This window comes from Coriobacteriia bacterium (genome assembly GCA_018368455.1).
GTDB lineage: Bacteria > Actinomycetota > Coriobacteriia > Coriobacteriales > UMGS124 > JAGZEG01.
On sequence record JAGZEG010000001.1, the window covers coordinates 136,116 to 155,387 of the forward strand.

The 19,272-nt window shown below is 60.9% G+C and carries 19 protein-coding genes; 8 read left to right on the forward strand and 11 right to left on the reverse strand.

Translation table 11 applies throughout. The features are described from left to right. Nucleotides 1–54: 54 nt before the first annotated feature. Nucleotides 55–1,416 (forward strand): GTPase HflX, encoded by a 1,362-nt coding sequence (hflX, locus tag KHZ24_00605; protein ID MBS5449705.1) that lies wholly within the window; start codon nucleotides 55–57, stop codon nucleotides 1,414–1,416. Between the two features lie 169 nt (nucleotides 1,417–1,585). On the opposite strand, the gene lexA is transcribed toward hflX, so the two are convergent. After that, complete coding sequence (gene lexA / locus KHZ24_00610; GenBank protein ID MBS5449706.1) at nucleotides 1,586–2,248, reverse strand: transcriptional repressor LexA; 663 nt, start codon at nucleotides 2,246–2,248, stop codon at nucleotides 1,586–1,588. Between the two features lie 213 nt (nucleotides 2,249–2,461). Between lexA and KHZ24_00615 the strand changes: the two genes are divergently transcribed. The 5 genes from KHZ24_00615 to KHZ24_00635 all read left to right on the forward strand — a co-directional run bounded on the left by KHZ24_00615 (nucleotide 2,462) and on the right by KHZ24_00635 (nucleotide 6,530). Beyond that, nucleotides 2,462–2,956, forward strand: coding sequence for a LysM peptidoglycan-binding domain-containing protein (locus KHZ24_00615; protein ID MBS5449707.1), 495 nt, complete (start codon nucleotides 2,462–2,464; stop codon nucleotides 2,954–2,956). A gap of 262 nt (nucleotides 2,957–3,218) precedes the next feature. After that, the gene (locus KHZ24_00620; GenBank protein ID MBS5449708.1) at nucleotides 3,219–4,403 is read left to right on the forward strand and encodes a C40 family peptidase; all 1,185 of its coding nucleotides are present in this window, start codon (nucleotides 3,219–3,221) and stop codon (nucleotides 4,401–4,403) included. 151 nt (nucleotides 4,404–4,554) lie between these two features. Further along, entirely contained in the window at nucleotides 4,555–5,016 is a 462-nt protein-coding gene (gene nrdR / locus KHZ24_00625) for a transcriptional regulator NrdR (GenBank protein MBS5449709.1), read from the forward strand. Nucleotides 5,017–5,044: 28 nt separating this feature from the next. After that, a complete protein-coding gene (gene dut / locus KHZ24_00630; GenBank protein ID MBS5449710.1) occupies nucleotides 5,045–5,488 on the forward strand; it encodes a dUTP diphosphatase in 444 nt (147 codons plus the stop codon). A gap of 91 nt (nucleotides 5,489–5,579) precedes the next feature. Then, nucleotides 5,580–6,530 carry an FAD-dependent oxidoreductase gene (locus KHZ24_00635; protein ID MBS5449711.1) on the forward strand — a complete coding sequence of 317 codons (951 nt, stop codon included), beginning with the start codon at nucleotides 5,580–5,582 and terminating at the stop codon, nucleotides 6,528–6,530. Nucleotides 6,531–6,847: 317 nt separating this feature from the next. Here KHZ24_00635 and KHZ24_00640 read toward each other — a convergent pair whose 3' ends face one another. From KHZ24_00640 to KHZ24_00660, 5 genes are all read right to left on the reverse strand, one after another. Then, nucleotides 6,848–8,179: an ABC transporter substrate-binding protein gene (locus KHZ24_00640; GenBank protein MBS5449712.1), complete on the reverse strand. Its 1,332-nt coding sequence runs from the start codon at nucleotides 8,177–8,179 to the stop codon at nucleotides 6,848–6,850. A gap of 100 nt (nucleotides 8,180–8,279) precedes the next feature. Then, nucleotides 8,280–9,110: a carbohydrate ABC transporter permease gene (locus tag KHZ24_00645; GenBank protein MBS5449713.1), complete on the reverse strand. Its 831-nt coding sequence runs from the start codon at nucleotides 9,108–9,110 to the stop codon at nucleotides 8,280–8,282. A gap of 58 nt (nucleotides 9,111–9,168) precedes the next feature. Continuing rightward, a complete protein-coding gene (locus KHZ24_00650) occupies nucleotides 9,169–9,732 on the reverse strand; it encodes a sugar ABC transporter permease (protein MBS5449714.1) in 564 nt (187 codons plus the stop codon). Nucleotides 9,733–9,736: 4 nt separating this feature from the next. Beyond that, the gene (locus tag KHZ24_00655; protein ID MBS5449715.1) at nucleotides 9,737–10,864 is read right to left on the reverse strand and encodes an ATP-binding cassette domain-containing protein; all 1,128 of its coding nucleotides are present in this window, start codon (nucleotides 10,862–10,864) and stop codon (nucleotides 9,737–9,739) included. A 21-nt stretch (nucleotides 10,865–10,885) separates the two neighbouring features. Next, the gene (locus KHZ24_00660; protein ID MBS5449716.1) at nucleotides 10,886–11,671 is read right to left on the reverse strand and encodes a hypothetical protein; all 786 of its coding nucleotides are present in this window, start codon (nucleotides 11,669–11,671) and stop codon (nucleotides 10,886–10,888) included. 533 nt (nucleotides 11,672–12,204) lie between these two features. Here KHZ24_00660 and KHZ24_00665 point away from each other — a divergent pair. Then, entirely contained in the window at nucleotides 12,205–13,536 is a 1,332-nt protein-coding gene (locus KHZ24_00665) for an IS30 family transposase (protein ID MBS5449717.1), read from the forward strand. Nucleotides 13,537–14,232: 696 nt separating this feature from the next. Here the strand turns inward: KHZ24_00665 and KHZ24_00670 are convergent. The 3 genes from KHZ24_00670 to KHZ24_00680 form a co-directional block, all read right to left on the reverse strand. Further along, on the reverse strand, nucleotides 14,233–14,595 hold the full coding sequence (locus KHZ24_00670; GenBank protein ID MBS5449718.1) for a NifB/NifX family molybdenum-iron cluster-binding protein: 363 nt from the start codon (nucleotides 14,593–14,595) through the stop codon (nucleotides 14,233–14,235). Between the two features lie 50 nt (nucleotides 14,596–14,645). After that, complete coding sequence (locus KHZ24_00675) at nucleotides 14,646–15,026, reverse strand: winged helix-turn-helix transcriptional regulator (protein ID MBS5449719.1); 381 nt, start codon at nucleotides 15,024–15,026, stop codon at nucleotides 14,646–14,648. A gap of 142 nt (nucleotides 15,027–15,168) precedes the next feature. Next, nucleotides 15,169–16,140 carry a LysR family transcriptional regulator gene (locus KHZ24_00680; GenBank protein MBS5449720.1) on the reverse strand — a complete coding sequence of 324 codons (972 nt, stop codon included), beginning with the start codon at nucleotides 16,138–16,140 and terminating at the stop codon, nucleotides 15,169–15,171. A gap of 282 nt (nucleotides 16,141–16,422) precedes the next feature. Here KHZ24_00680 and KHZ24_00685 point away from each other — a divergent pair, with 282 nt between their 5' ends. Continuing rightward, nucleotides 16,423–17,964, forward strand: a complete 1,542-nt coding sequence (locus tag KHZ24_00685) for an FAD-dependent oxidoreductase (protein ID MBS5449721.1) — start codon at nucleotides 16,423–16,425, stop codon at nucleotides 17,962–17,964. Nucleotides 17,965–18,090: 126 nt separating this feature from the next. Here KHZ24_00685 and KHZ24_00690 read toward each other — a convergent pair whose 3' ends face one another. Then, nucleotides 18,091–18,402: a type II toxin-antitoxin system Phd/YefM family antitoxin gene (locus KHZ24_00690; GenBank protein ID MBS5449722.1), complete on the reverse strand. Its 312-nt coding sequence runs from the start codon at nucleotides 18,400–18,402 to the stop codon at nucleotides 18,091–18,093. Nucleotides 18,403–18,445: 43 nt separating this feature from the next. After that, entirely contained in the window at nucleotides 18,446–19,225 is a 780-nt protein-coding gene (locus KHZ24_00695) for a TVP38/TMEM64 family protein (GenBank protein ID MBS5449723.1), read from the reverse strand. Between the last annotated feature and the right edge of the window lie 47 nt (nucleotides 19,226–19,272).

The following is a 19,272-nucleotide window of genomic DNA, read 5'->3' on the forward strand; positions in this document are numbered from 1 at the left end:
TAGGTTGGGTCATTCGTGCCGCTTTAGGCGTGCGGCGCGTGAAGGGAGCGCGTTGTGCCAGCAGAGCGTCCTATTTCGACGTATGTGCCGCCCGAGCGAGCTGTGCTCGTCGGAGTTGATCGCGGCGTAGGGGAGTGGGATATCGAAACGTCCATGGACGAGCTCGAGCGTCTCGCTGAAACGGATGGTGCCACGACGGTGGGCAGGCTCGTGCAGCGCCTTGATCGTCCCATACCACGCACATTTATCGGAAGCGGCAAGATTGAGGAGCTTCGACAGCTCGCTGAGAGCCTCGAGGCTGACATCATCATATTTGACGATGAACTCAGTCCCTCGCAGCAGTCCAATATCGAGCGTGCTGTAGGGCTCAAGTTTAAGGTGATCGATCGAACCGCGCTCATTCTGGATATCTTTGGTCAGCATGCCAGTACGCATGAAGGTGAACTTCAGGTTCAGATGGCGCAGCTACAGTATCTCTACCCGCGTCTGAGGGGCATGTGGGCTCACCTTGCAAAGGACAAGACGCGCGGCGGCATCGGGTCGCGCTTTGGCCAGGGCGAAAGCCAGCTCGAGGTCGATCGTCGACTTATTCGCAATCGTATGTCGACGCTGCGACATGAGCTGAGCAAGGTTGCGGGTAACCGAGAAGTGCAGCGCAAAGAGCGCTGGAGCTCGTCGATGTTCCGCATCTCTCTTGCCGGCTACACGAATGCAGGCAAGTCAACGCTGCTTAATAGGTTGACAGGCGCGAACGTGTACGTGCGCGATCAGCTGTTTGCGACGCTTGACCCCACAACGCGCACGCTTGAGCTGCCGGGTGGCAGGGCCGTGACGTTGACGGACACGGTTGGCTTCATTCAGAAGCTCCCAACGACGCTTGTTGAGTCGTTCAAGTCGACGTTGTCGGAAGTGAGCGGTGCGCACCTCATTCTGGAGGTGGCGGATGCGACGGATGAGAATTGCGACAAGCAGCTCCGCGCCGTTGATGAAGTGCTTGGCCAGATTGGGGCCGAGCACGTGCCGCTGATCGTTGTGTACAACAAGGTGGATCTGCTTGATGAGGAGGCACGTGCGGCGCTGCAGCATCGCCATCCCCAAGCGCTGCTTGTCTCGGCACAAACGGGCGAAGGGGTAGGCGGGCTCGTCTCTGCCATTGCACGCGCCGCAAGCTCTCAGGATGAAACGATACAAGCCGTCGTGCCATACGGCGAGGGCATGCTTATCAAGGCGTGTCACGAAAAGGGGCATATGGTGTCGAGCGAGTATGCCGAAGATGGTGTGCATCTCACCGTTATTGCACCGCCGGTGCTCGCTGCGCGCCTCAAGCGGTATCAAGTTTCCCCATCCGAGATAGCTGGTGCCTCCGAAGGGGTGGCAGACGAAGGAAGCGGGGCACACGGCGAGGGCGTGGCTTAGATACAGAAACAGGCCTGTGAGCCGGGGAGATCCTGCAGCAGGCCTGCGGGTCCGCGAAATCCATGCAGTTATCGCGGTTCACCTAACTGTCTGCTCGCCCAGATATTCGTATCTAGGCGAGCAGACAGCGTGAAACGTCAGGTTTACATAGCGGATTACTTCCGGAAACCTACAGCGAGCGAATAAGCGCTACGACGCGACCAAGAATGACGGGGTCAGTGGCATAGATCGGAGCCATAGTGGGGTTTTCGGGCTGAAGACGAATGCGATCTTCTTCGCGATAGAACGTTTTAACAGTGGCACCGTCTTCGACCATGGCGACAACGATTTGGCCGTTAGTTGCGTCACTCTGCTCACGGACAACAACAAAGTCGCCATCAAAAATGCCTGCCTGAATCATGGATTCGCCTTTGACGCGCAGGACGAACGATGCTGCATCCCCGACCAGCGCCTGAGGCAAAGTGAGCGTGCCTTCAATGTTCTGTTCCGCCAGAATAGGCTGGCCAGCGGCGACGCGTCCGACAAGAGGAAGGGCAATAAGCTTTGCTTCGATAGCGGGTGTGCCGTCAGGCTGTTCGGTGTGCGCGATGATCGGCGCAGGAGAGGAGCCTCCTTGACCCATGATCTCGAGGGCGCGCGGCTTGGAGAGATCTCGCTTGATGTAGCCCTTGTCTTCGAGGACTTGAAGATGAGTATGCACAGTGGATGGACTGCTAAGTCCAACGCCGTTTGCTATTTCACGAACGCTGGGCGGATAGCCCTTTTCGGCAACTTCGGAGCAAATGAAGTCGTAAATCTGCTGCTGTCTTGTCGTGAGCTTCTTTGCGTCCATGGTGTTGCCCCTTTCGGCGCTGCGTTTCGATCAGTATAGGCGCTTCGACCGCAAAAAGCAAACACGTGTTCCGCAAACAATTGTTCGATTTTCTCTTGCCTAGAACATTCGTTCGGGCTATTCTAAGGCCGAACAGACGTTCCACCGCATTTCTGTCGCACCCCCAGCACAGACTGGGGATGTAACGAATCGTGAGGCAAGGAGGGCGACACCATGGACACCAAGAACATCGCAATGACTGACGAGGCCATTATTCCGACGACCATCGCTGAGGTTCCGTTCATGTACGACAATCTGGCTCGCCAGCTCAATGTCCGCAGGGATGTTCGTAGCGGTGGTTTGCGTGTCGTTGAGGGCGGGCTTGCCTGCGGGCAGCGCAGGCTTGTTCGGTCTACACACCGTAGCGCTTCTTCGCGTCGCGGCGGAGTGGCCGAGGCCATTCTTGCTGTCGTTGTTGTGGCGCTCTGCGTTCTCGCTCTTCTTGCATGGGCTCTTGATGGGGAGCGCGCCTACGCTGCTGCCACAAGCGATGCAACGTTCGAATCGATCAGCGTTGAGAACGGCGCGTCGCTTTGGTCTATATCCGCGGCCCATCCCGTGGATGGTCTTTCCACCGAAGACGTGATCTCCCTTATAACCGAGCGCAACGGTCTGTCGGGTACGGTTCTCCAGCCTGGCCAGACGATTCTCGTTCCTGTTTCGAGGTAGTCTGCATTAACGACGATGCGCTAAAACTAGCGCGCTTGTGCGCCTCTCTGCGCTAAGTCGCACCCTTTGGCTTTTCGACGGATGTTCCGAGCCTGCTCGCTTCTTGGGGGTATCATGAGCGATTGGAATTATGCCATGAACCCACGAACCTGCATCTATTGCTGGGCGGGAGGATCCCATGACGACCGAAGATACCTCGGGTGCGCTCTCATCTGTCCCTAATGTTCTGCGGCGTGTTGACCGGAGGACGGCTATCAAACTGATGGCCCTTGGAGCGGGGCTTGCTGTCTTGAGCGGCTCCCTGCGAAACGCTGCCTTTGCCGATGAGCCTACGGCTTCGGCGGAGACGCTTGCTGCTCTCTCTGGAGCCCAGGCGGAGTACGACGCCGCCATGGCTGAGCTTTCTTCGCTTGGCCAGCAGGTTGAGGAGGCTCAGTATCAACTGAGCCAGACACAGGCCTCGCTGGACGAGACGAATGCCCGCATCGCAGATCTTGAGGTTTCTATCGAGCAGAAGCAGGGTGAGCTCTCGGCTGCTCAGGATGTCCTTGCGGATCGCATGTCCGCAAGCTACAAGGTCGGTAAGTCCGACATGCTCTCCATCATCCTCAACGCATCCGACTTCGAGGACTTTATCAATCGCGTGTTTTACGCCAACAAGGTGTCGGACTCCGATGCCCAGGCCATCCAGACGGTGAAGGATCTCAAGGCCGAGCTTGAGCAGCAGCAAAACGATCTTCAGGCACAGAAGGCAGAGCAAGAGGCCCTGCTTGCTCAGCAGGAACAGGATACTCTGAACCTGCAAAACCAGGTTGCTGCCATGCAGGACTATACGAACAGCCTTTCTCAGCAGGTTACTGACCTCATGGCTCAGGCGCAGGCTGAGGTTGAGGCCGCTCGTGAGGCACAGCGCCAGGCATATCTTGCCCAGCAGGCTGCCGAGGAGGCGGCTCGACAGGAGCAGGCCAATAATGGAGGCTCCACGGGCGGAGGCGATTACTCCGATGGTGGCTCTGCGGGCGGCGGTGACTATTCCGACGAGGAGACCGGTGGGGGAGACTACTCGGGAGGTGGCTCTTCTTCGGGCGGTACGGGCAACCATGCCGGCAGTGTTGTCGACGCCGCTTGGGGATTCATCGGTGTCCCCTACGTGTGGGGCGGCACGGACCCGAGCGGTTTTGACTGCTCTGGCCTCGCGCAGTACTGCTACGCTATGTGCGGGTACTCCATCGCCCGTGATACGTACGGGCAGATCGCCCAGATCCAAAGCCTGGGTAACTGGCGCTCTGACATGTCGTCACTTGCTCCTGGCGACCTTGTGTTTCCGCATTCTGGGCATGTCGGCATCTACTGTGGTGGTGGCATGATGATCCATGCCCCTCAGCCGGGCGACGTCGTGAAGTATGCGTCCGTTTATGCCTTCATGGGTGGCGGAAGCCCCATCTAATTCGCGATGCCTCATGGCGGGCGCTGCGCTCCGGCCTATCTGGCCGGCGTTGCGGCGCCCGCTTTTGCGTTTGGAACACTGTGCCTCGTACGGGGCACTTTTCTGTCTTTCATGGTATCCTGCCTGCTGATGTTTCGTCCAAGGAGGATGCATGCGGTGCCCAAAGTGCGGTTTTGAAGAGTCTCGCGTTATTGACTCCCGCCCATCTGAATCGGGAGATGCCATCCGCCGTCGGCGCGAGTGCCTCAACCCTTCCTGCAAGGAGCGTTTTACGACGTATGAGCGTCGTGAAGAGCTGCCTTTGCAGGTTCGGAAAAAGAATGGGATGCTCGAGGCTTTTGATCGCGAGAAGCTCATGAAGAGCCTCGTTACTGCCACGGTCAAGCGTAATGTCTCGGTCGAGACGCTCAACGAGTTGATCTCGAGCATTGAGTCTGAGCTTCGCAACGCTTTCAAGACCGAAGTGACGTCGCGCGAGCTGGGAGACATGGTTCTGCGTCGTCTTCTGTTGCTCGACCGCGTTGCGTACGTTCGTTTTGCCTCTGTCTATCGTGATTTTAAAGATCTTGAGGGCTTCTATAACGAGTTGGCACATATCGGCGAGCAGGAGTAGATGCATGGCAGGAGAATCGGAGCGCGAGGTGGAACTCGTCTCACTTCGCGTCAAGCGCCTTGATCGCGAGCTTCCCCTGCCGGCGTACGCATACGCAGGTGACGCGGGACTTGACCTGCTGAGTGCCATATCGGTGGACATCCCTGCAGGTGAGCGGGCTCTTATTCCGACGGGTCTCGCAATCGCCATTCCTGACGGATATGCCGGCTTCGTTCAGCCCCGTAGCGGCCTTGCCGCGAAGAAGGGCCTCTCCATCGTTAACACCCCCGGCCTTATCGATGCGCATTATCGTGGTGAGCTCAAGGTCATCGCGATCAATCTCGATCCGGTCGAGCCTATACACATCGATCGTGGCGACCGCATTGCTCAGCTCGTTATCCAGCGTGTGCCTGTCGTTGAGCTGGTCGAGGTTGATGAGCTTGACGAGACTGACCGTGGCGCCCACGGCTTTGGGTCAAGCGGCGTGAGATAAGCTTCGTCCAAGGTGGGTATACATCATTGAGGACAATCACGCGCCCTGCCTTTACTGACGGGGCGTTTTTCTTGATGCGAAGGGAGCCTTTATGGCGGAATCGGATACTCAGACGGTAGCTTTTGATCTTCTCGTGATCGGTGGCGGACCCGCTGGTCTGTCTGCTGGTGTGTATGGTGCACGCTCCGGCCTGTCGGTCTGCATTCTCGAGCAGTCGACTCCGGGTGGCCAGATTGCGATCACGGACGAGGTGGACAACTATCCTGGTCTGCCGAATCTTTCTGGTGGCGAGCTCGGCATGAAGCTTGCTGATCATGCCGAGGCGCTGGGTTGTGCTATCAAGTACGACGTGGCGGAGTCGCTCTTGGTGCGAGATGACGGGATGTTTGCGGTCACGACAGGCATGAGCGGCACGCTTAACGCGCCGGCTGTCATTTACGCGGCTGGTGCGACGCCACGCCTGGCGGGTTTTGAGGGCGAGCTGGAGCATAAGGGGCGCGGCGTCAGCTACTGTGCGACATGTGACGGCATGTTCTACCGTGGCAAGGACGTTTACGTTGTCGGAGGAGGAACTGCCGCCTGCGAGGAAGCGCTGTTCCTGGCCCGCATAGCGCGCAGCGTCACGATGGTCGTGCGTCGTGACGTACTTCGCACGACGCCGAAGCTGCGTGCTCAGGTCGAGGCAAGCGAGGCCATCACGCTGCGGTATAACACTCGCATCGTCTCGGTTGCCGGCGAGCCTCTGCTCAAGAGCGTCACGCTGGAGGATACCCAGACGGGGGCGACACAGGTCATCGAGCATGCCGAGCCGTTTGGCGTCTTCGTGTTCGTTGGACACGACCCCGCAGTTGATCTCGTGCGCGACTACGTGGACGTTGTGCCCAACGGCATCGTGACGGATGCGTTCATGGCAACGAAGACGCCTGGCTTGTTCGTGGCTGGCGACGTGCGCGACACTGTGCTCCGTCAGGTCATCACTGCGGCCTCCGACGGTGCCATTGCTGCTACGAGTGCTCTCAAATACCTGGAGTCTCGCGCGTAAAGAGAGCCTGTCTGTCCAGATTGCCGCCCTACTTTGGAGCCGCCCCGCGTGCATTTCGCACGTGAGGCGGCTCTTTTTGGCTGAGAATCCCACTCGTGTATATCGTACTTGCGTGGGTGGTTGCATGCCCGAACTTACGCGTGTCCGTGACCTGCATGTTCTTCAGGCTTCGATGAGTCGCCCTTCATTGGCCCATACACGCGCGGCATTCTTGCCCATAACCTGCCTCTTCGCGTGCAGCCTCACCGCCATTGTCGCGCTATTCAGCCGTCGGGCATCTAGCGAAACGGAATACGTCGGTTCTACGGACGGCCTGCTTACGCGACGCCCATGTTCGCGATCTCGATCGCCGAGTTCGTGCTCGAGGCCGCACCGTCGATGGCGGAGGCGACGTCGCCCCCGTTGAAGACGCTCTCGAGGGCCGACTGCAGGTCGGTGCGCAGCTGGGGGAGCTGAGAGCAGAGCGGGCCGGCCGTAATGCCGTTGACCTTGGACTCCTGCAGCTGCTTGGCAGAAACCTCGAGCTGCGGGTACTCGCCGTAGATGCTCTTCATCGAGTCGGTGTCGTACGCCTTCTGGCTGATGGGGTAGTATCCCGTGTCGCCTGCCCACACGGCCTGGACGTCGGCGCTTGTCGCATACTGGTAGAACGCCATGACGCCCTTCTCGACGTCAGCGGGCAGGCCGTCCGCCGTGCATAGCGCACCGCCGCCCGCATAGACGCCCTGGCGCTCCGCGCCCTCGGAGATGGGCAGGTAAGCGATGCCCACCTCGAAGTCCTTCGCGTTGTTGATGACGGAGCGGGCGATCGCCGAGGTGTCGATGTACATTGCGATCTGCTGCTGCGTAAACGCCGTGTTCGTGTTCGTGCGATCCGTGCCGAAGTTCTGGAGCTGGCCTGCGTCGATCAGATCCTTGACGAAGGTGAAGATCGTCGTGATCTGCTCCTGGTAGGCAACCTCCGTGGCGCGTTCCTTGCGGCCGTTCTCGTTGTTGAGGACGTAGCCGCCCATGTTCGTGACCATCTGGTCGAGTGCATACCCATAGGCGAACATGCCCATCGGCTTGACGTCCGCGTTCTGCCCCGCAACTTTGGCGGCAGCGTCCTTGAGGCCCTCGAACGTCGTAGGGAAGTCGGTAACGCCAGCGTCCTCGAACATCTTCTTGTTGTAGTAGACGACGGGCGCAGAGGAGTTGAACGGCATCGCGTACATCTTGTCGCCGACGGTATAGAAGTTTACTGCCTGCTCGAGGAGGTCGGAAGCGTCGAAGCTGTACGCGTCGATGAGGTCGCTTGCCGCCTTGATCTTCTTGGAGTCGATCATCGCCTGGAGGTTCTGCTCGCCGATCTGGATGATGGCCGGGGCGTCGCTGCCACCTGCCATGTTAAAGAACTTGCCGGTGGACTCGTCGTAGGTGCCCTGGTTTGACTCAACCACCTGATAGTCGCTCTGGCTGTCGTTGAACCCATTGACGATCTTCTGCAGCGCCTCCTGGTTCGTGCCGTTCATAGAGTGCCAAAAGTTGATCGTAAGCTTGTCGGCTGCCTGCGCTTTGCTCGTTCCGAGCATGCCGCCGATGGTGGCCATACCGGCCGCGGCTGCCATCGTGGCAAGGAAGGAGCGGCGCGAAAGAGAAGTGTCAAGCATCAGTACCATTCCCTTCATGGACGAAGAAGCGATTGCCTTTTAGATATGTCGGTCTGCCGGTGAAAGCGAGCGGCGAGCCTTTGCCCAGCCGGCGTGAACCCTATTTGAGCGCGCCCTTTGTCATGCCTTCTTGCAGGCGCTTCTGGCCCACGAAGATGAGCAGAAGCGTGGGGATCGAGGCTATAACGGCGCCTGCCGCCATCATTCCCAAGTCGCTAGACCCGTCGGTGTTGTTGAGCCGGCGCAGGCCGATCTGTATCGTGCGCACGGAGTCGTCCGTGGTAGAGAGCAGGGGCCAGAGGTACGCGTTCCAGTTGACCAGGAAGAAGTAGATGGCCAGCGTCACGATCGTGTTCGCCACCATCGGAACGACGACCTTGTAGAAGAACCGCCAGTCGCTCAGCCCGGCGACCTCGGAGCATTCCTTGAGCTCGTTGGGGATCTGCATCATGTTCTGGCGAAACAGGAATATCCCGAACGTGGATGCCAAGCCTGGGATGATGAGTCCCTGGAACGTGTTGAGCATGTTCCAGCTGCGAATCGTCTGGAAGTTCGAGACGATGAGCACTTCCGAGGGGATCATCATCGTTGCCATGATGAGGGCAAAGATGGCGCTGCGGGCGCGGAAGCGCTTGAAGACGAGGGCGTAGGCGGCGAGCAGCGAGAAGAGGATCTGGAGCACCGTCGACAGGACGCCTGAGATGACTGAGTTGCGTATGAACAGCCCAAATGGCTGGTTCGTGAACGCGTGCACATAGTTGTCGAGGTACAGGGACGTGGGCAGGTAGTTGCCACGCGCAATCTCGGAGGACGGGGTGAACGAGAGCGCGAGGGCAAAGAGCATTGGCATGAAGATCAGGAGCGCCGCCACCGTGAGAATGACGTAGGAGAGCACTTTCCCTCCGCGTGCTTCTCTCGTCTTTGCTCGCATCATTGATAGGTCACCTTGCTCTCGGTTAGCTTTGTCTGGAGGAAGGAGATCGCGAAGATCAGGATGAAGAGAATCGTTCCCTCTGCCGCCGCCATTTGGTCACGGCAGAGATCGCGCCTAGCGCAACGTGCTGATCGGTGAGCCACCCCACGTTTTCCGCGCCAAACAGGTTGACGATCTTGTTGAGCAGGCCAGAGGACGGGTTGAACAGCAGGCTCCAGAACACGGCGGCAGAGGCAACGGAGATGCCCATCGTTGAGGAGAATATCGTGCGAAACAGGCCCATGCCTGGCCCATCTTTGGCGGTGAGCACGGCGAGTAGCAGTGCGATGACGACGGTCAGCGGCACGGTGACGACGACGTAGATGAGCGTGTTCACGAGCGTCTTCACGTAAGTGGCGTCCTTGAAGAGGACCTGGAAGTTGCCGAGACCTACGAATTTGACGAGCTCGCCCGTGTTTGAGGTTGCGAAAAGGCTCATGACGAGCGTCTTGCCGAAGGGGTAGATGACGAATATCGCGAAAATGAGCAGAGATGGCAGCAGGTAGATGACCCAGCTTGGCGCGATGCGTTGCTTTCCTGGCAGAGGTTGCGCCGCGCACCTGGCGTTCTTTTCCTTCATGGTCTCAGCACGCCTCACTCTCGGGACAGCTCGCACGATCGCCTAAGCGCACGGCGGGACGCAGCAAGGCTCCGGTCTCGCTGTCAAAGAGGTGCAGGTCATCGGCATCGATCGCGATACCTACCGACTGACCGTCGAGCTGGTGCTGTCCCTGCCAACGAGCGGTGAACGTCTCCTGGCCCAGCGTGAAGTCGAGCCGGGTTTCGTTGCCGAGCATCTCCGTGGCGAGAAGCGGTGCCGTGGTCGTGTCCGGCGTCCCCGCTGCGGCGCATCTCACGAGTTCGGGACGTATGCCTGCCGTCCAGCGCTCGCCCTGTGGCAGGCGCCCGCGCTGGTCTGCGCTCAAGGGGAGGCGCATGCTGCCGGAAAGAACTAGAGAGTCCCCATCCAGTTCGGCGGGGGTGAGGTTCATCTGGGGAGAGCCGATGAAGCTCGCGACGAACGTGTTCGCTGGCGCGTTGTACAGATCGAGCGGCGATCCGACCTGCTGTATCTTGCCGCCGTGCAGCACCGCGATGCGGTCGCCCATCGTCATGGCCTCGACCTGGTCGTGCGTCACGTACACGACGGTGAGCCCGAGCTTGCGCTGGAGGCGTCGGATCTCAACGCGCATCGTGGCGCGCAGCTTGGCGTCGAGGTTCGAGAGCGGCTCGTCCATCAGGCAGATGGGGGAGCGGCTGCACACGCTGCGTGCCAGGGCGACGCGCTGGCGCTGTCCGCCCGACAGCTCTCGCGGCTTGCGGTTGAGTAGCTCGGTGAGTCCCAGCAGCTCGGCCGCCTCGTCCAGGCGACGCTTTCGTTCGGCCTTGGGAACTTTCTTCACGTCGAGCCCGAACAGGATGTTGTCTCGCACGCTCATGTGTGGGTAGAGCGCGTAGCTTTGGAACACCATGGTGAGGTCGCGTTCCGCCGGGGCGAGATCGTTGGCGAGCTTTCCGGAGATGCGCAGCTCGCCGTCGGTGACGCTCTCGAGGCCGGCGATGATGCGCAGCAGCGTGGACTTGCCGCAGCCGGAGGGGCCTACGAGTATGAAGAACTCGCCCTCCTCTATGGCGAGGTTGATGCCTTCCAGCACGTTTGCCTTGCCGTCGTAGGACTTTACGAGGTCAATCGCTTCGATCTTCTTTGACATGACTTTGCTCCCTTGCGCACGCTACTGCGCGCGTGACGCCCAGGCTCCGAAGAAGTGCAGCACGTTCAGATCGTCCTCTCGATCACTGCCGTGCTGCCCGTGCCCGTTGTCGGCGATGTGCGTCCCGTGGTCTGTTGCCCAGCACACGAGGGAGTCGTAGCCTGCCCATGACTGCTCCGCCTGTGTACATAGGCGGTCGAAGGCGGCGATGTGGTGCTTAAGCGCCGCTGTTGCGGGGGCGGACTCGGGATAGGTCTTGTGCATGACGTCGTCGAACTCCTGGTTGTAGACGACGACCATGTCGTAGTCATCCGAGGCGATGAGCTCGCAGGCGCGTTCTGTGGCCTGCTCGTCGTAAGGCTCGATGAAGCGGGTGACGGGCTTTTCGGAATAGAGCACGTCCATGCTCGAGTCCTGCACCGCAACCAGGGCACAGCGCATCCCTGCGTCGTGGACGCAGTCAAACAGGGACCTGTGGGGAAGGGGATGCTTCTCGTATGTCTCGATACCGTGCTCTGCAGGAGTGAGGCCTGTGTACATCGTCCCAAAGCACACGGGGGTCACCGAGGGGAGCATCGTTCGCACGGGCAACGCGAGCTGCGTGTGGGCGATGACGGGCGCAAACCATTCGGCGTGCTTCTGGTAGTTCCACATTCCCGTGGCGTCGGGGTTGTAGATAAGGCAGCGCTGAACCTTGGACACGCCGCGAGCATTTAGAAGCGTGCGGATCAGACTGTGAGGCTGTGCAGAGACTGCCGGGGCATCGATACCCAGGGCATCGCAGAGCGTGGGGGTGAACTGCGCCATTGAGATTTCGTTAAGCAAGGCGTGATCCTTTCCGATGAAGTACTTCGGAATTCTAGGAGTACGACGTCTTGCGCAGCGCACTGTCGTGTAAGGCCCCGTGGCCCCACGGTAAGCGAACCGTAATATGCCCCGGCGGACTTCTGGGGGCGCAGGGGCGGGGGAGCGCCGCTACCGTGTGCGCAGATACGATGCCGTGAAGTCCGTTTTCATTGTCATATCGCGCTGATACTGATTTTGCCATAGGGCATTTCTTTGAGCAGCTCCATGAGGGCATCGACGATGGCGCTGCGGGTCAGGCTGGGAGTCGAGTTTGGCTTGCGCATGGTGTTCGCCCTAGTGTGTGTCGGCTCGGTGCGGCAATTCGTGGTGGATTTCGCGAACGGCGAGGGGCGCGAGCTCAAGTTGTAGGCTAGCTACCTTAATAGACATTCGTAGATAGCATCCGTCAGCTCTTTGTCTGGCGACGCCCCTCCCGTCTTTGTCTTCGCCCTATATCATCTTGTCTGTCCCGGTCCCGGAAAGGGGAGTGAGACATGACGAGGGGAAAGGGGCGCCACCTCAGGCAGGACGGGCGCAACGAGATCGAGGGGGGCCTGAGGGCCGGCGAGAGCGTGGCGTCGATCGCCAGGGGGCTCGGGGTCAGCTGGGACTGCGTCGCCAGGGAGATCAGGCGCAGGAGAGTCAGGGAGTCTCGGCGCTACGCCCAGGCCGGCCCCAGGAACACCTGCCTGCACTCCGAGACGTGCGAGGTGAGGGACCTGTGCGGGCTGGGGTGCGCGCAGAGGTGCGCCTCGTGCGCCAGCGCGTCGTGCAACCCGATGTGCGAGCGCTTCCAGGAGCGGCCGGACTGCCCCAGGACCCAGAGGGCGCCCTACGTATGCAACGGGTGCCGGGCCCGCTTCACCGTGGGGTGCGGCTGGCCCCAGTGGTTCTACGACGCCAGGGATGCCGGCGAGGCCGCCAGGCTCGAGGCCACCTCCTCGCGCAGCGGGATCGACTGCACCGAGGAGCAGCTCAGGGAGATGGTCGCCGTCGTCAGGCCCCTGCTGCGCAAGGGGCAGAGCCTGGAGAGGATCTGGCAGACCCACGCGGGGGAGTTCCCTGTGAGCTCCCGCACGTTCTACCGCTACGTCAACCTGGGCGTCCTGCAGATCTGTAACCTGGAGCTTCCCAGGAAGGTGCGCTACAAGCCGCGCAGGCGCAGGCCGGTCGACGCGCCGCCGCCGTTCCGCCCCAGCCTGCTGGGCCGGACCTGCGCCGACTTCCTCGCCCTGCCCTCCGAGGAGCAGGCCTCCGCGGTGGAGATGGACTGCGTCGTTTCCGCCAGGGGGTGTCCGAAGACCATCCTGACGCTGTACTTCCGCAGGAGCTGCTTCCAGCTGATGGTGCTGATGTCCAGGCACACCCAGCAGGCCGTCAGGGAGGCCCTGGACCGCGTCGAGCTGGCCTGCGGGGCCGGGGGCTTCGCCAGGTGCATGGGGACGCTGCTGACCGACAGGGGCTCGGAGTTCCTCGACTGGGCGGGCATCGAGTCCTCGGTGGTGGAGGGCGAGCGCAGGTGCTCGGTGTACTACTGCGACCCGCTCAGGAGCCAGCAGAAGGCGAGGTGCGAGAGGGCACACGTCGAGCTGCGCAAGGTCCTGCCCAAGGGCAGCAGCCTCGCGTCGCTCGACGACGGGGCGCTGGGGCTGGTGTGCTCGCACGTGAACAGCTACGGCCGGCCGGCCCTGGGCGGCGCGGCGCCGATCGAGCTGGCGTCCTCGCTGCTGCCGGCCGGCCTGCTCGAGGAGTTCGGCGTCAAGAGGGTCGAGCCCGCCGAGGTGACCCTCAGGTCTAGCCTGCTCAGGGAGGCGGGCCTGGCGTAGCGCGACGGGATATGTGACGGCTCGGGGCCGGGACGCCGACGATGCGACCTAACCGTGTCAGGACCGCGCGCCGGGGCCCGGAATCGTGTACGATTGGGGCGTCGGGAGGCGCCCGGGAGGGCCGTGCCGGCGGCGTCGACGGAGCTAGGTCGCACGCCCGCGGGGCTCCTGCCTGCGCCTGTCAGACAAAGGTCGTGCCTTCACTCGGGGTCCACGAAAGTCCGACCTTCGGTTGTCATTTAACGTAGGCTAGCGGTATAGGTAGGTTCTTTGCTCCCCTCTGTTATTCCGATAATATATCTTATGTAACGTAATTACATCTCACATCCTGTGCCGCAACAGCAGCCGTGCCGTCATGGCGCCAAAACGCGGTTATGCGAGGTTTTGTAAAACTGTGCTCTCAAATTGGGCGCAAACTTCGGCTGTGTGAGGTTTGCGGGAGTTGCTGAGGCTGCAAGATTTGACGTCTCATGGAGAAGCTGCAGGTAGATGAGCTATGGGGACTTTGATGCGTGCAGTTTGGGCGCCTGTATCGCCACGCAAACCTCGCACAGCCGTCGATCGCGCCCATTTTTAGTCTACGGATTTGCAAAACCTTGCACAACCGAAAGAAATGCCCATCGAGTCAAAAATAGCGGGAAGTCCGACATCATTCAAGATGGTGTCGGGCTTCCCGCTGCTTTAAGGCTTGTCGTCCTAGTGCATGCAGGCCTGGTCAAGCGACATCTGGCGCAGGTCGCCATCGATGTACTTCTTGATGACCTCGCTCACCGTCGCCGCCTCGCCATCGATGTAGACGGAGGCGCCGTTTTGCGTGAAGGCGCGGAACGGCGGTTGGCCCATGCCACGCACGATAATGGCGTCGATGCCCAGGCCCAGCGCATACTGGATAACGCCGCCGCAGCCCTGGGTGTCGTGATCGACATTCTTGAAGACCTCGACGTTCGTGACCTCGCCGCCTTCGATCGTGACGATCGTGAAGTAAGCGGAGTGGCCAAAGTGGCCACTTCTCGTGCTTTGCAGGCCAAGGTTCGAATCGCTGGGTACGGCAACGCGCATGGTGTCTCGTCCTTTCCTGTGTGACGTACAACGTGTGAATCCTAGACGGCTTACGGCAGGGATTGCGTTCTCTCCCCTTGCGTCCGGCAGACCTGCTGCTCGCCGAGTCCGCATCGCTCGCAGAACGCGCAGCGGTTGCGAATCTGGCAGTCGCAGGCTGAGTGCGAGGCCGCTATCCAGCCCTGCATCTGCGAGAGCGCCTCGCTCAGGGTCGTCTCATCAACGGCGTAGTGAATGTGCCGACAGCGACGCACGCCCACGACGAGACCGCACTCCTTGAGTATCGACATGTGCTGTGACACGGCTGGCTCGCTGATCCCGAGGGCCTGGGCCAGAGAACGGGAACAGTGATGCCTCTCGAGCAAGAGGAGGAAGATACGGTAGCGCGTGGGGTCGGAGAGCGCCTTGAAGAGCTTTTGCATGTCTGGCATGTGTTCTCCTCCCCTCTCTTACCGTAAGTGCCATAGTTAAGCCGTCACTTAACGTGTATATCATCGCAAACGTGGGACTTAAGTCAATACTTAACTAGCGAACTTGTGTGTACTTGCATAGGAACGGCTTGCGCGCTATTTGTCAGCTCTTGGATTGCAGCTCTTTGTTCTGGCTGTGGTAGGCATCTCGACAGGCCGCTATAACGCGCTTGACGGCCTTGGGGTGGCGGGTCGTTGCGACTCCGCTCGCACACGGTGACTCGTCGCAAGGTTCGCACTCTGCTTCGGTCCGGTAATAGGCACCGCACGTGACCGGGGGCAGGTCAAGAGGGACGGCGACGAGCGGCGGGCACACCTTTGAGATGGAGCTCCCGGTGAAGAGCGAGACGGCGCTTCCTCGCAGGCAATCGGAGATGAGCTGTTCGGTGAAGACGGACTCCTTCACGATGCTGTCCTCTGCGAAGAGGCGCGCCCTGTCACCAAGCTCAGGCAAGTCGCGGTAGTCGGCGCCAGCGTAGACGAGTGTGCCGTGCAGCGCCGCGAGGTCGAGGTGCTTTCGCGAAGCAAAGGAGCTTTCTGGCGAGCATGTGCAGAAAAACGGTTCGCGGGCGAAGGGCTCGAACGAAAGCCCCCTCTCGTCAAACCGACGAGAACGCCACGTGAGGAAGACGTCGATCTCTCCGCGCTCGAGACGCTCGGGCGCGTGGGCGTAGTCGGTCTCGATGAGCGCCACCTCGATGCGGTCCTGTGTGGAGAGAGCGCCTGCAGCCTGCAGTACGAAGGGGCTCGCCTGCCACCAGATGCCGATCGACACCCGTTCCCCGGCCAGCTCTTCGCTCCCCTCTCCCCCGGCACGGGCTACCTCACGCGCCTGTGTTTTGCCGTCGTCCAAAATGGAGAGTGCTCGCTTTGCCGCCTCGTAGAGCCTGAGCCCGGAGGCGGTAGCGTGCACGCCTTGATTCGTGCGCGTGAGCAGGGAACAGCCGACCTCTTCTTCAAGTCGACCGATGCGATGCGAGAGCGAGGGGACGGAGAGGAAGCTCACCTGGGCAGCAGCACTGAGGCTGCCCAGCTCGACGGCGTCGACAAATGAGCGGAGTTGGTCTTCGGTCAAAGGATTGCCTCCTGTGGCCTGCTGTCAGAGAGTTACGACGCGTGGCCTGTGCTGATATCTCTTTTGCAGAGCTTATGGCGCTCGCGATGTATCGCTTTAGAAAAAATCTAATACGCGCTTTAGTATACTCGATATATACATTTTCTCCACAGTCTCGTACACTTAAAATGTCGCGACAATTTGATAGCTCTCATGATACCTGTCCATGAGGATTGCTGCCTCTGTTTGGCATTTTCTGATGGTCTGGGTATCTGTATTCAAATAAAGGGGATGGGGTTCTCTATGTCTGATACGACCATTTCTCGTCGATCCCTGCTCGCCGCTGGCGCGTGCGCGGCTGTCGCAGGCGTTGGTCTTGCCGCCACGAAGGCATTTGCTGCCGACGACGTTACGGCGCTCAATGCCGCCGACGTCGCGTGGACGGAAGAGGCTGACGTCGTCGTCGTGGGCTTCGGCGGTGCCGGCGCGGCTGCGGCCATCGAGGCTACGAAGGCTGGCGCCAGGGTCGTCCTGCTCGAGATGCTCGACATCGCAGGTGGCTCCACGATCGCCAACGGCGGCTTCATCATGATGGGCGGCACGAAGCTCCAGGAGAAGTTCGGCCTGGAGGACGACGTCGAGAACTTCTACAACTACATGGCCGCCGCGGCCGGTGCCAACGCGTGCCTCGACCACATCAAGGTCCTGTGCGACGCCTCCCCCGCCCTGTACGACTGGTGCGTCGAGTGCGGCATGGACTTCGAGAGCGGCGAGTGCGACACGGAGCACCATCTTGGCGGTTACAACGCCGGGTTCTCGCTGGGCTACAGCGGCAACGAGATGGCGCGCAACTTCGCGGCGGTCGCCAACCCCGTGCCTCGCGGACACATGCCGCAGCCGAACTCCTCGGGCTTCGACATGTTCACGGCCCTGTCGAACACGGTTGAGTCCCTGGGTGTCGACGTGCGCATGGGCACGCCTGCCAAGCGCCTCGTCGTCGACGAGACGGGCCGCGTGTGTGGCGTCATCGCCGAGGGTCCCGATGGCGAGCTCGCTATCCAGGCCACGAAGGGCGTCATCCTCACGGCGGGCGGCTTCACGAACAACCCCGCGATGATCGACGAGAACTTCGCCCTGCTCAATCGGCGCGGCGCCGGCCTTGTCGCCGCTGGCAACGAGAACGGCTCGGGTATCCTGATGGGCCAGGCCGTCGGTGCGGCGACGCGCGGCATGGGCTGCTTCCAGATCGGCGCGACTATCTCGACGCTCAACGACGCCCTGCCGCACTGCATCCTGGTTGACGAGAACGCCCGCCGTATCGTGGCCGAGGACGAGTACAACGCGTTCATCGGCAAGGCGCTCGCCATGGCACCGTCGGGCAGCTGCTACCTGATCATCGACGACCAGTACGCGACGGAGGGCGGGGCTGCGGACTCCTACGGCGAGCCCCTGGCGACGTGCGACACGATGGATGAGCTCGCCGCGGCGACCGGCCTGAACGCCGAGGTGCTCGCCTCGACGGTCGCGTTCTACAACGAGTCTGCCGCCCAGGGCCTCGACCGCGAGTTCGGCAAGGATCCCAAGTACCTCACGCCGCTGGAGCAGGGCCCGTTCCACGTGTTTGCCTACGGTATGGACCGCTGCTACGTCGGGTCGCTCGGCGGCCTGAAGATCGACACGGAGTCCCACGTCATCGACCTTGACGGCAACGTCATTCCTGGCCTGTATGCCGCCGGCCGTAACGCAGGCACGATCTACGGCTGGTACGTGGGCAGCGGCAGCTCCATGGCTGACGTCCTGACGTTCGGCTGCATCGCCGGACGTAACGCCGCCGCCGGGAAGTAGGCTCTTCTGGGGCGGTCCGTTAGCTTTGTTTGATGGCGTTGCTTGTGGGGCGCGGGCTAGCTTGCCTGAAGGCGGCTAGCCCGCGCCCTTTCTGTTATTTCCTGCGAACCAGTAACGAGACGCTGACTAGGGACGCGGATGAGTGCTTGGGGAAGTCGATCCTGCGTCTTGCAGTCCCGCGCGCCATTGCTCGCGCAGCCTGGAAAGCGTCTCGTCGGTCTGCGTGATGCGTCCCACCTTGAAGTCGCGATGTCCCTGTTGGAACGTGGCTCCCAGATCTGCCCTGCGCACGAGCGCTTCGTATGCCTCGATGCTCATGACGGCGAGGTCTTCTCTCCCGTCTTTCGTCACGTACACGGGCTCCGGTCGCTTGTGGCAAAAGCGGGATACCTTGTCGTACTCATTGCACAGCTCGGAGTTGGAGATGACGGTGGGCATGGCGTGTCCTTCCTTGATGAGCTCGGGGATTGTGCGCTCCTAGCTAGCGCACGGGCTCATCCTTTTCGTTCTCACACGGCTCCTGCTTGACGCCGCCGCAACGCTTTGCCCAGCCCATGAGGGCGTCTTTCTTCCAGATGCACAGGCCGCCCACGACGATGACGACGGCGAAGATGCCGATGATGAGCGGCCAGTTCGCGTCGGTGATGCTCGAGCCGATGAGCGTCGAGGCCACCATGCCGGGGATGCGCGCGATGGTGGACAGAAGCATGAACGTGCCGAGCTTGATCTTCGTGAGCGGTACGATGTACGTCAGCACGTCCTTAGGCATGCCCGGGATGAGGAACAGGATGAACACGAGCGTCTCGAGCTTGGAGCTGTCGTTCAGGAAGCTGAAGCTGTCGAGCTTGTCTTGGCCGAACAGCTTGACGACGAACTCGTGGCCCAGTTTGCGCACGATGATAAACACGCCTGCGGAGGCGATGAAGCAGCCGAGCAGGCACAGCGCCAGTCCGGCCCACGTGCCGTACATTACGCCGGCTGCCACCTGCACGAACTCGCCTGGGATGAAGGCGATGATGATCTGCGCGACCTGGATACCCAGCAGCAGAAGAAAACCGAGCGGGCCTAAGCTGGCGACCCATGCCTCGAACTGCGCCATCGTCTCGGGATCGCCAAGCATGCGGATGTACGGCATGACCGCTATCGTGATGGCGACGGCGAGCGCAACGACGGCGACGATGACACCGACGAAAATGGCGATGCGGGCGCGCTTCGAGAGCTTCGAGAGGTCGAGCTTCTTCGTCTTTTTGGCGGGGCTCATGGGACGAGCGTCACTCCTTTGCTGAGGCATTGACTTGGGATGTGGTG

What these genes read in the sequence shown, in the direction of transcription:
- lexA (MBS5449706.1), bottom strand. Translation starts at nt 2,248, where the DNA reads ATGGACGCAAAGAAGCTCACGACAAGACAGCAGCAGATTTACGACTTC.
- KHZ24_00615 (MBS5449707.1), top strand. Translation starts at nt 2,462, where the DNA reads ATGGACACCAAGAACATCGCAATGACTGACGAGGCCATTATTCCGACG.
- KHZ24_00620 (MBS5449708.1), top strand. Translation starts at nt 3,219, where the DNA reads ATGGCCCTTGGAGCGGGGCTTGCTGTCTTGAGCGGCTCCCTGCGAAAC.
- nrdR (MBS5449709.1), top strand. Translation starts at nt 4,555, where the DNA reads ATGCGGTGCCCAAAGTGCGGTTTTGAAGAGTCTCGCGTTATTGACTCC.
- KHZ24_00635 (MBS5449711.1), top strand. Translation starts at nt 5,580, where the DNA reads ATGGCGGAATCGGATACTCAGACGGTAGCTTTTGATCTTCTCGTGATC.
- KHZ24_00640 (MBS5449712.1), bottom strand. Translation starts at nt 8,179, where the DNA reads ATGCTTGACACTTCTCTTTCGCGCCGCTCCTTCCTTGCCACGATGGCA.
- KHZ24_00645 (MBS5449713.1), bottom strand. Translation starts at nt 9,110, where the DNA reads ATGCGAGCAAAGACGAGAGAAGCACGCGGAGGGAAAGTGCTCTCCTAC.
- KHZ24_00650 (MBS5449714.1), bottom strand. Translation starts at nt 9,732, where the DNA reads ATGAAGGAAAAGAACGCCAGGTGCGCGGCGCAACCTCTGCCAGGAAAG.
- KHZ24_00655 (MBS5449715.1), bottom strand. Translation starts at nt 10,864, where the DNA reads ATGTCAAAGAAGATCGAAGCGATTGACCTCGTAAAGTCCTACGACGGC.
- KHZ24_00660 (MBS5449716.1), bottom strand. Translation starts at nt 11,671, where the DNA reads ATGGCGCAGTTCACCCCCACGCTCTGCGATGCCCTGGGTATCGATGCC.
- KHZ24_00665 (MBS5449717.1), top strand. Translation starts at nt 12,205, where the DNA reads ATGACGAGGGGAAAGGGGCGCCACCTCAGGCAGGACGGGCGCAACGAG.
- KHZ24_00670 (MBS5449718.1), bottom strand. Translation starts at nt 14,595, where the DNA reads ATGCGCGTTGCCGTACCCAGCGATTCGAACCTTGGCCTGCAAAGCACG.
- KHZ24_00675 (MBS5449719.1), bottom strand. Translation starts at nt 15,026, where the DNA reads ATGCCAGACATGCAAAAGCTCTTCAAGGCGCTCTCCGACCCCACGCGC.
- KHZ24_00685 (MBS5449721.1), top strand. Translation starts at nt 16,423, where the DNA reads ATGTCTGATACGACCATTTCTCGTCGATCCCTGCTCGCCGCTGGCGCG.
- KHZ24_00690 (MBS5449722.1), bottom strand. Translation starts at nt 18,402, where the DNA reads ATGCCCACCGTCATCTCCAACTCCGAGCTGTGCAATGAGTACGACAAG.
- KHZ24_00695 (MBS5449723.1), bottom strand. Translation starts at nt 19,225, where the DNA reads ATGAGCCCCGCCAAAAAGACGAAGAAGCTCGACCTCTCGAAGCTCTCG.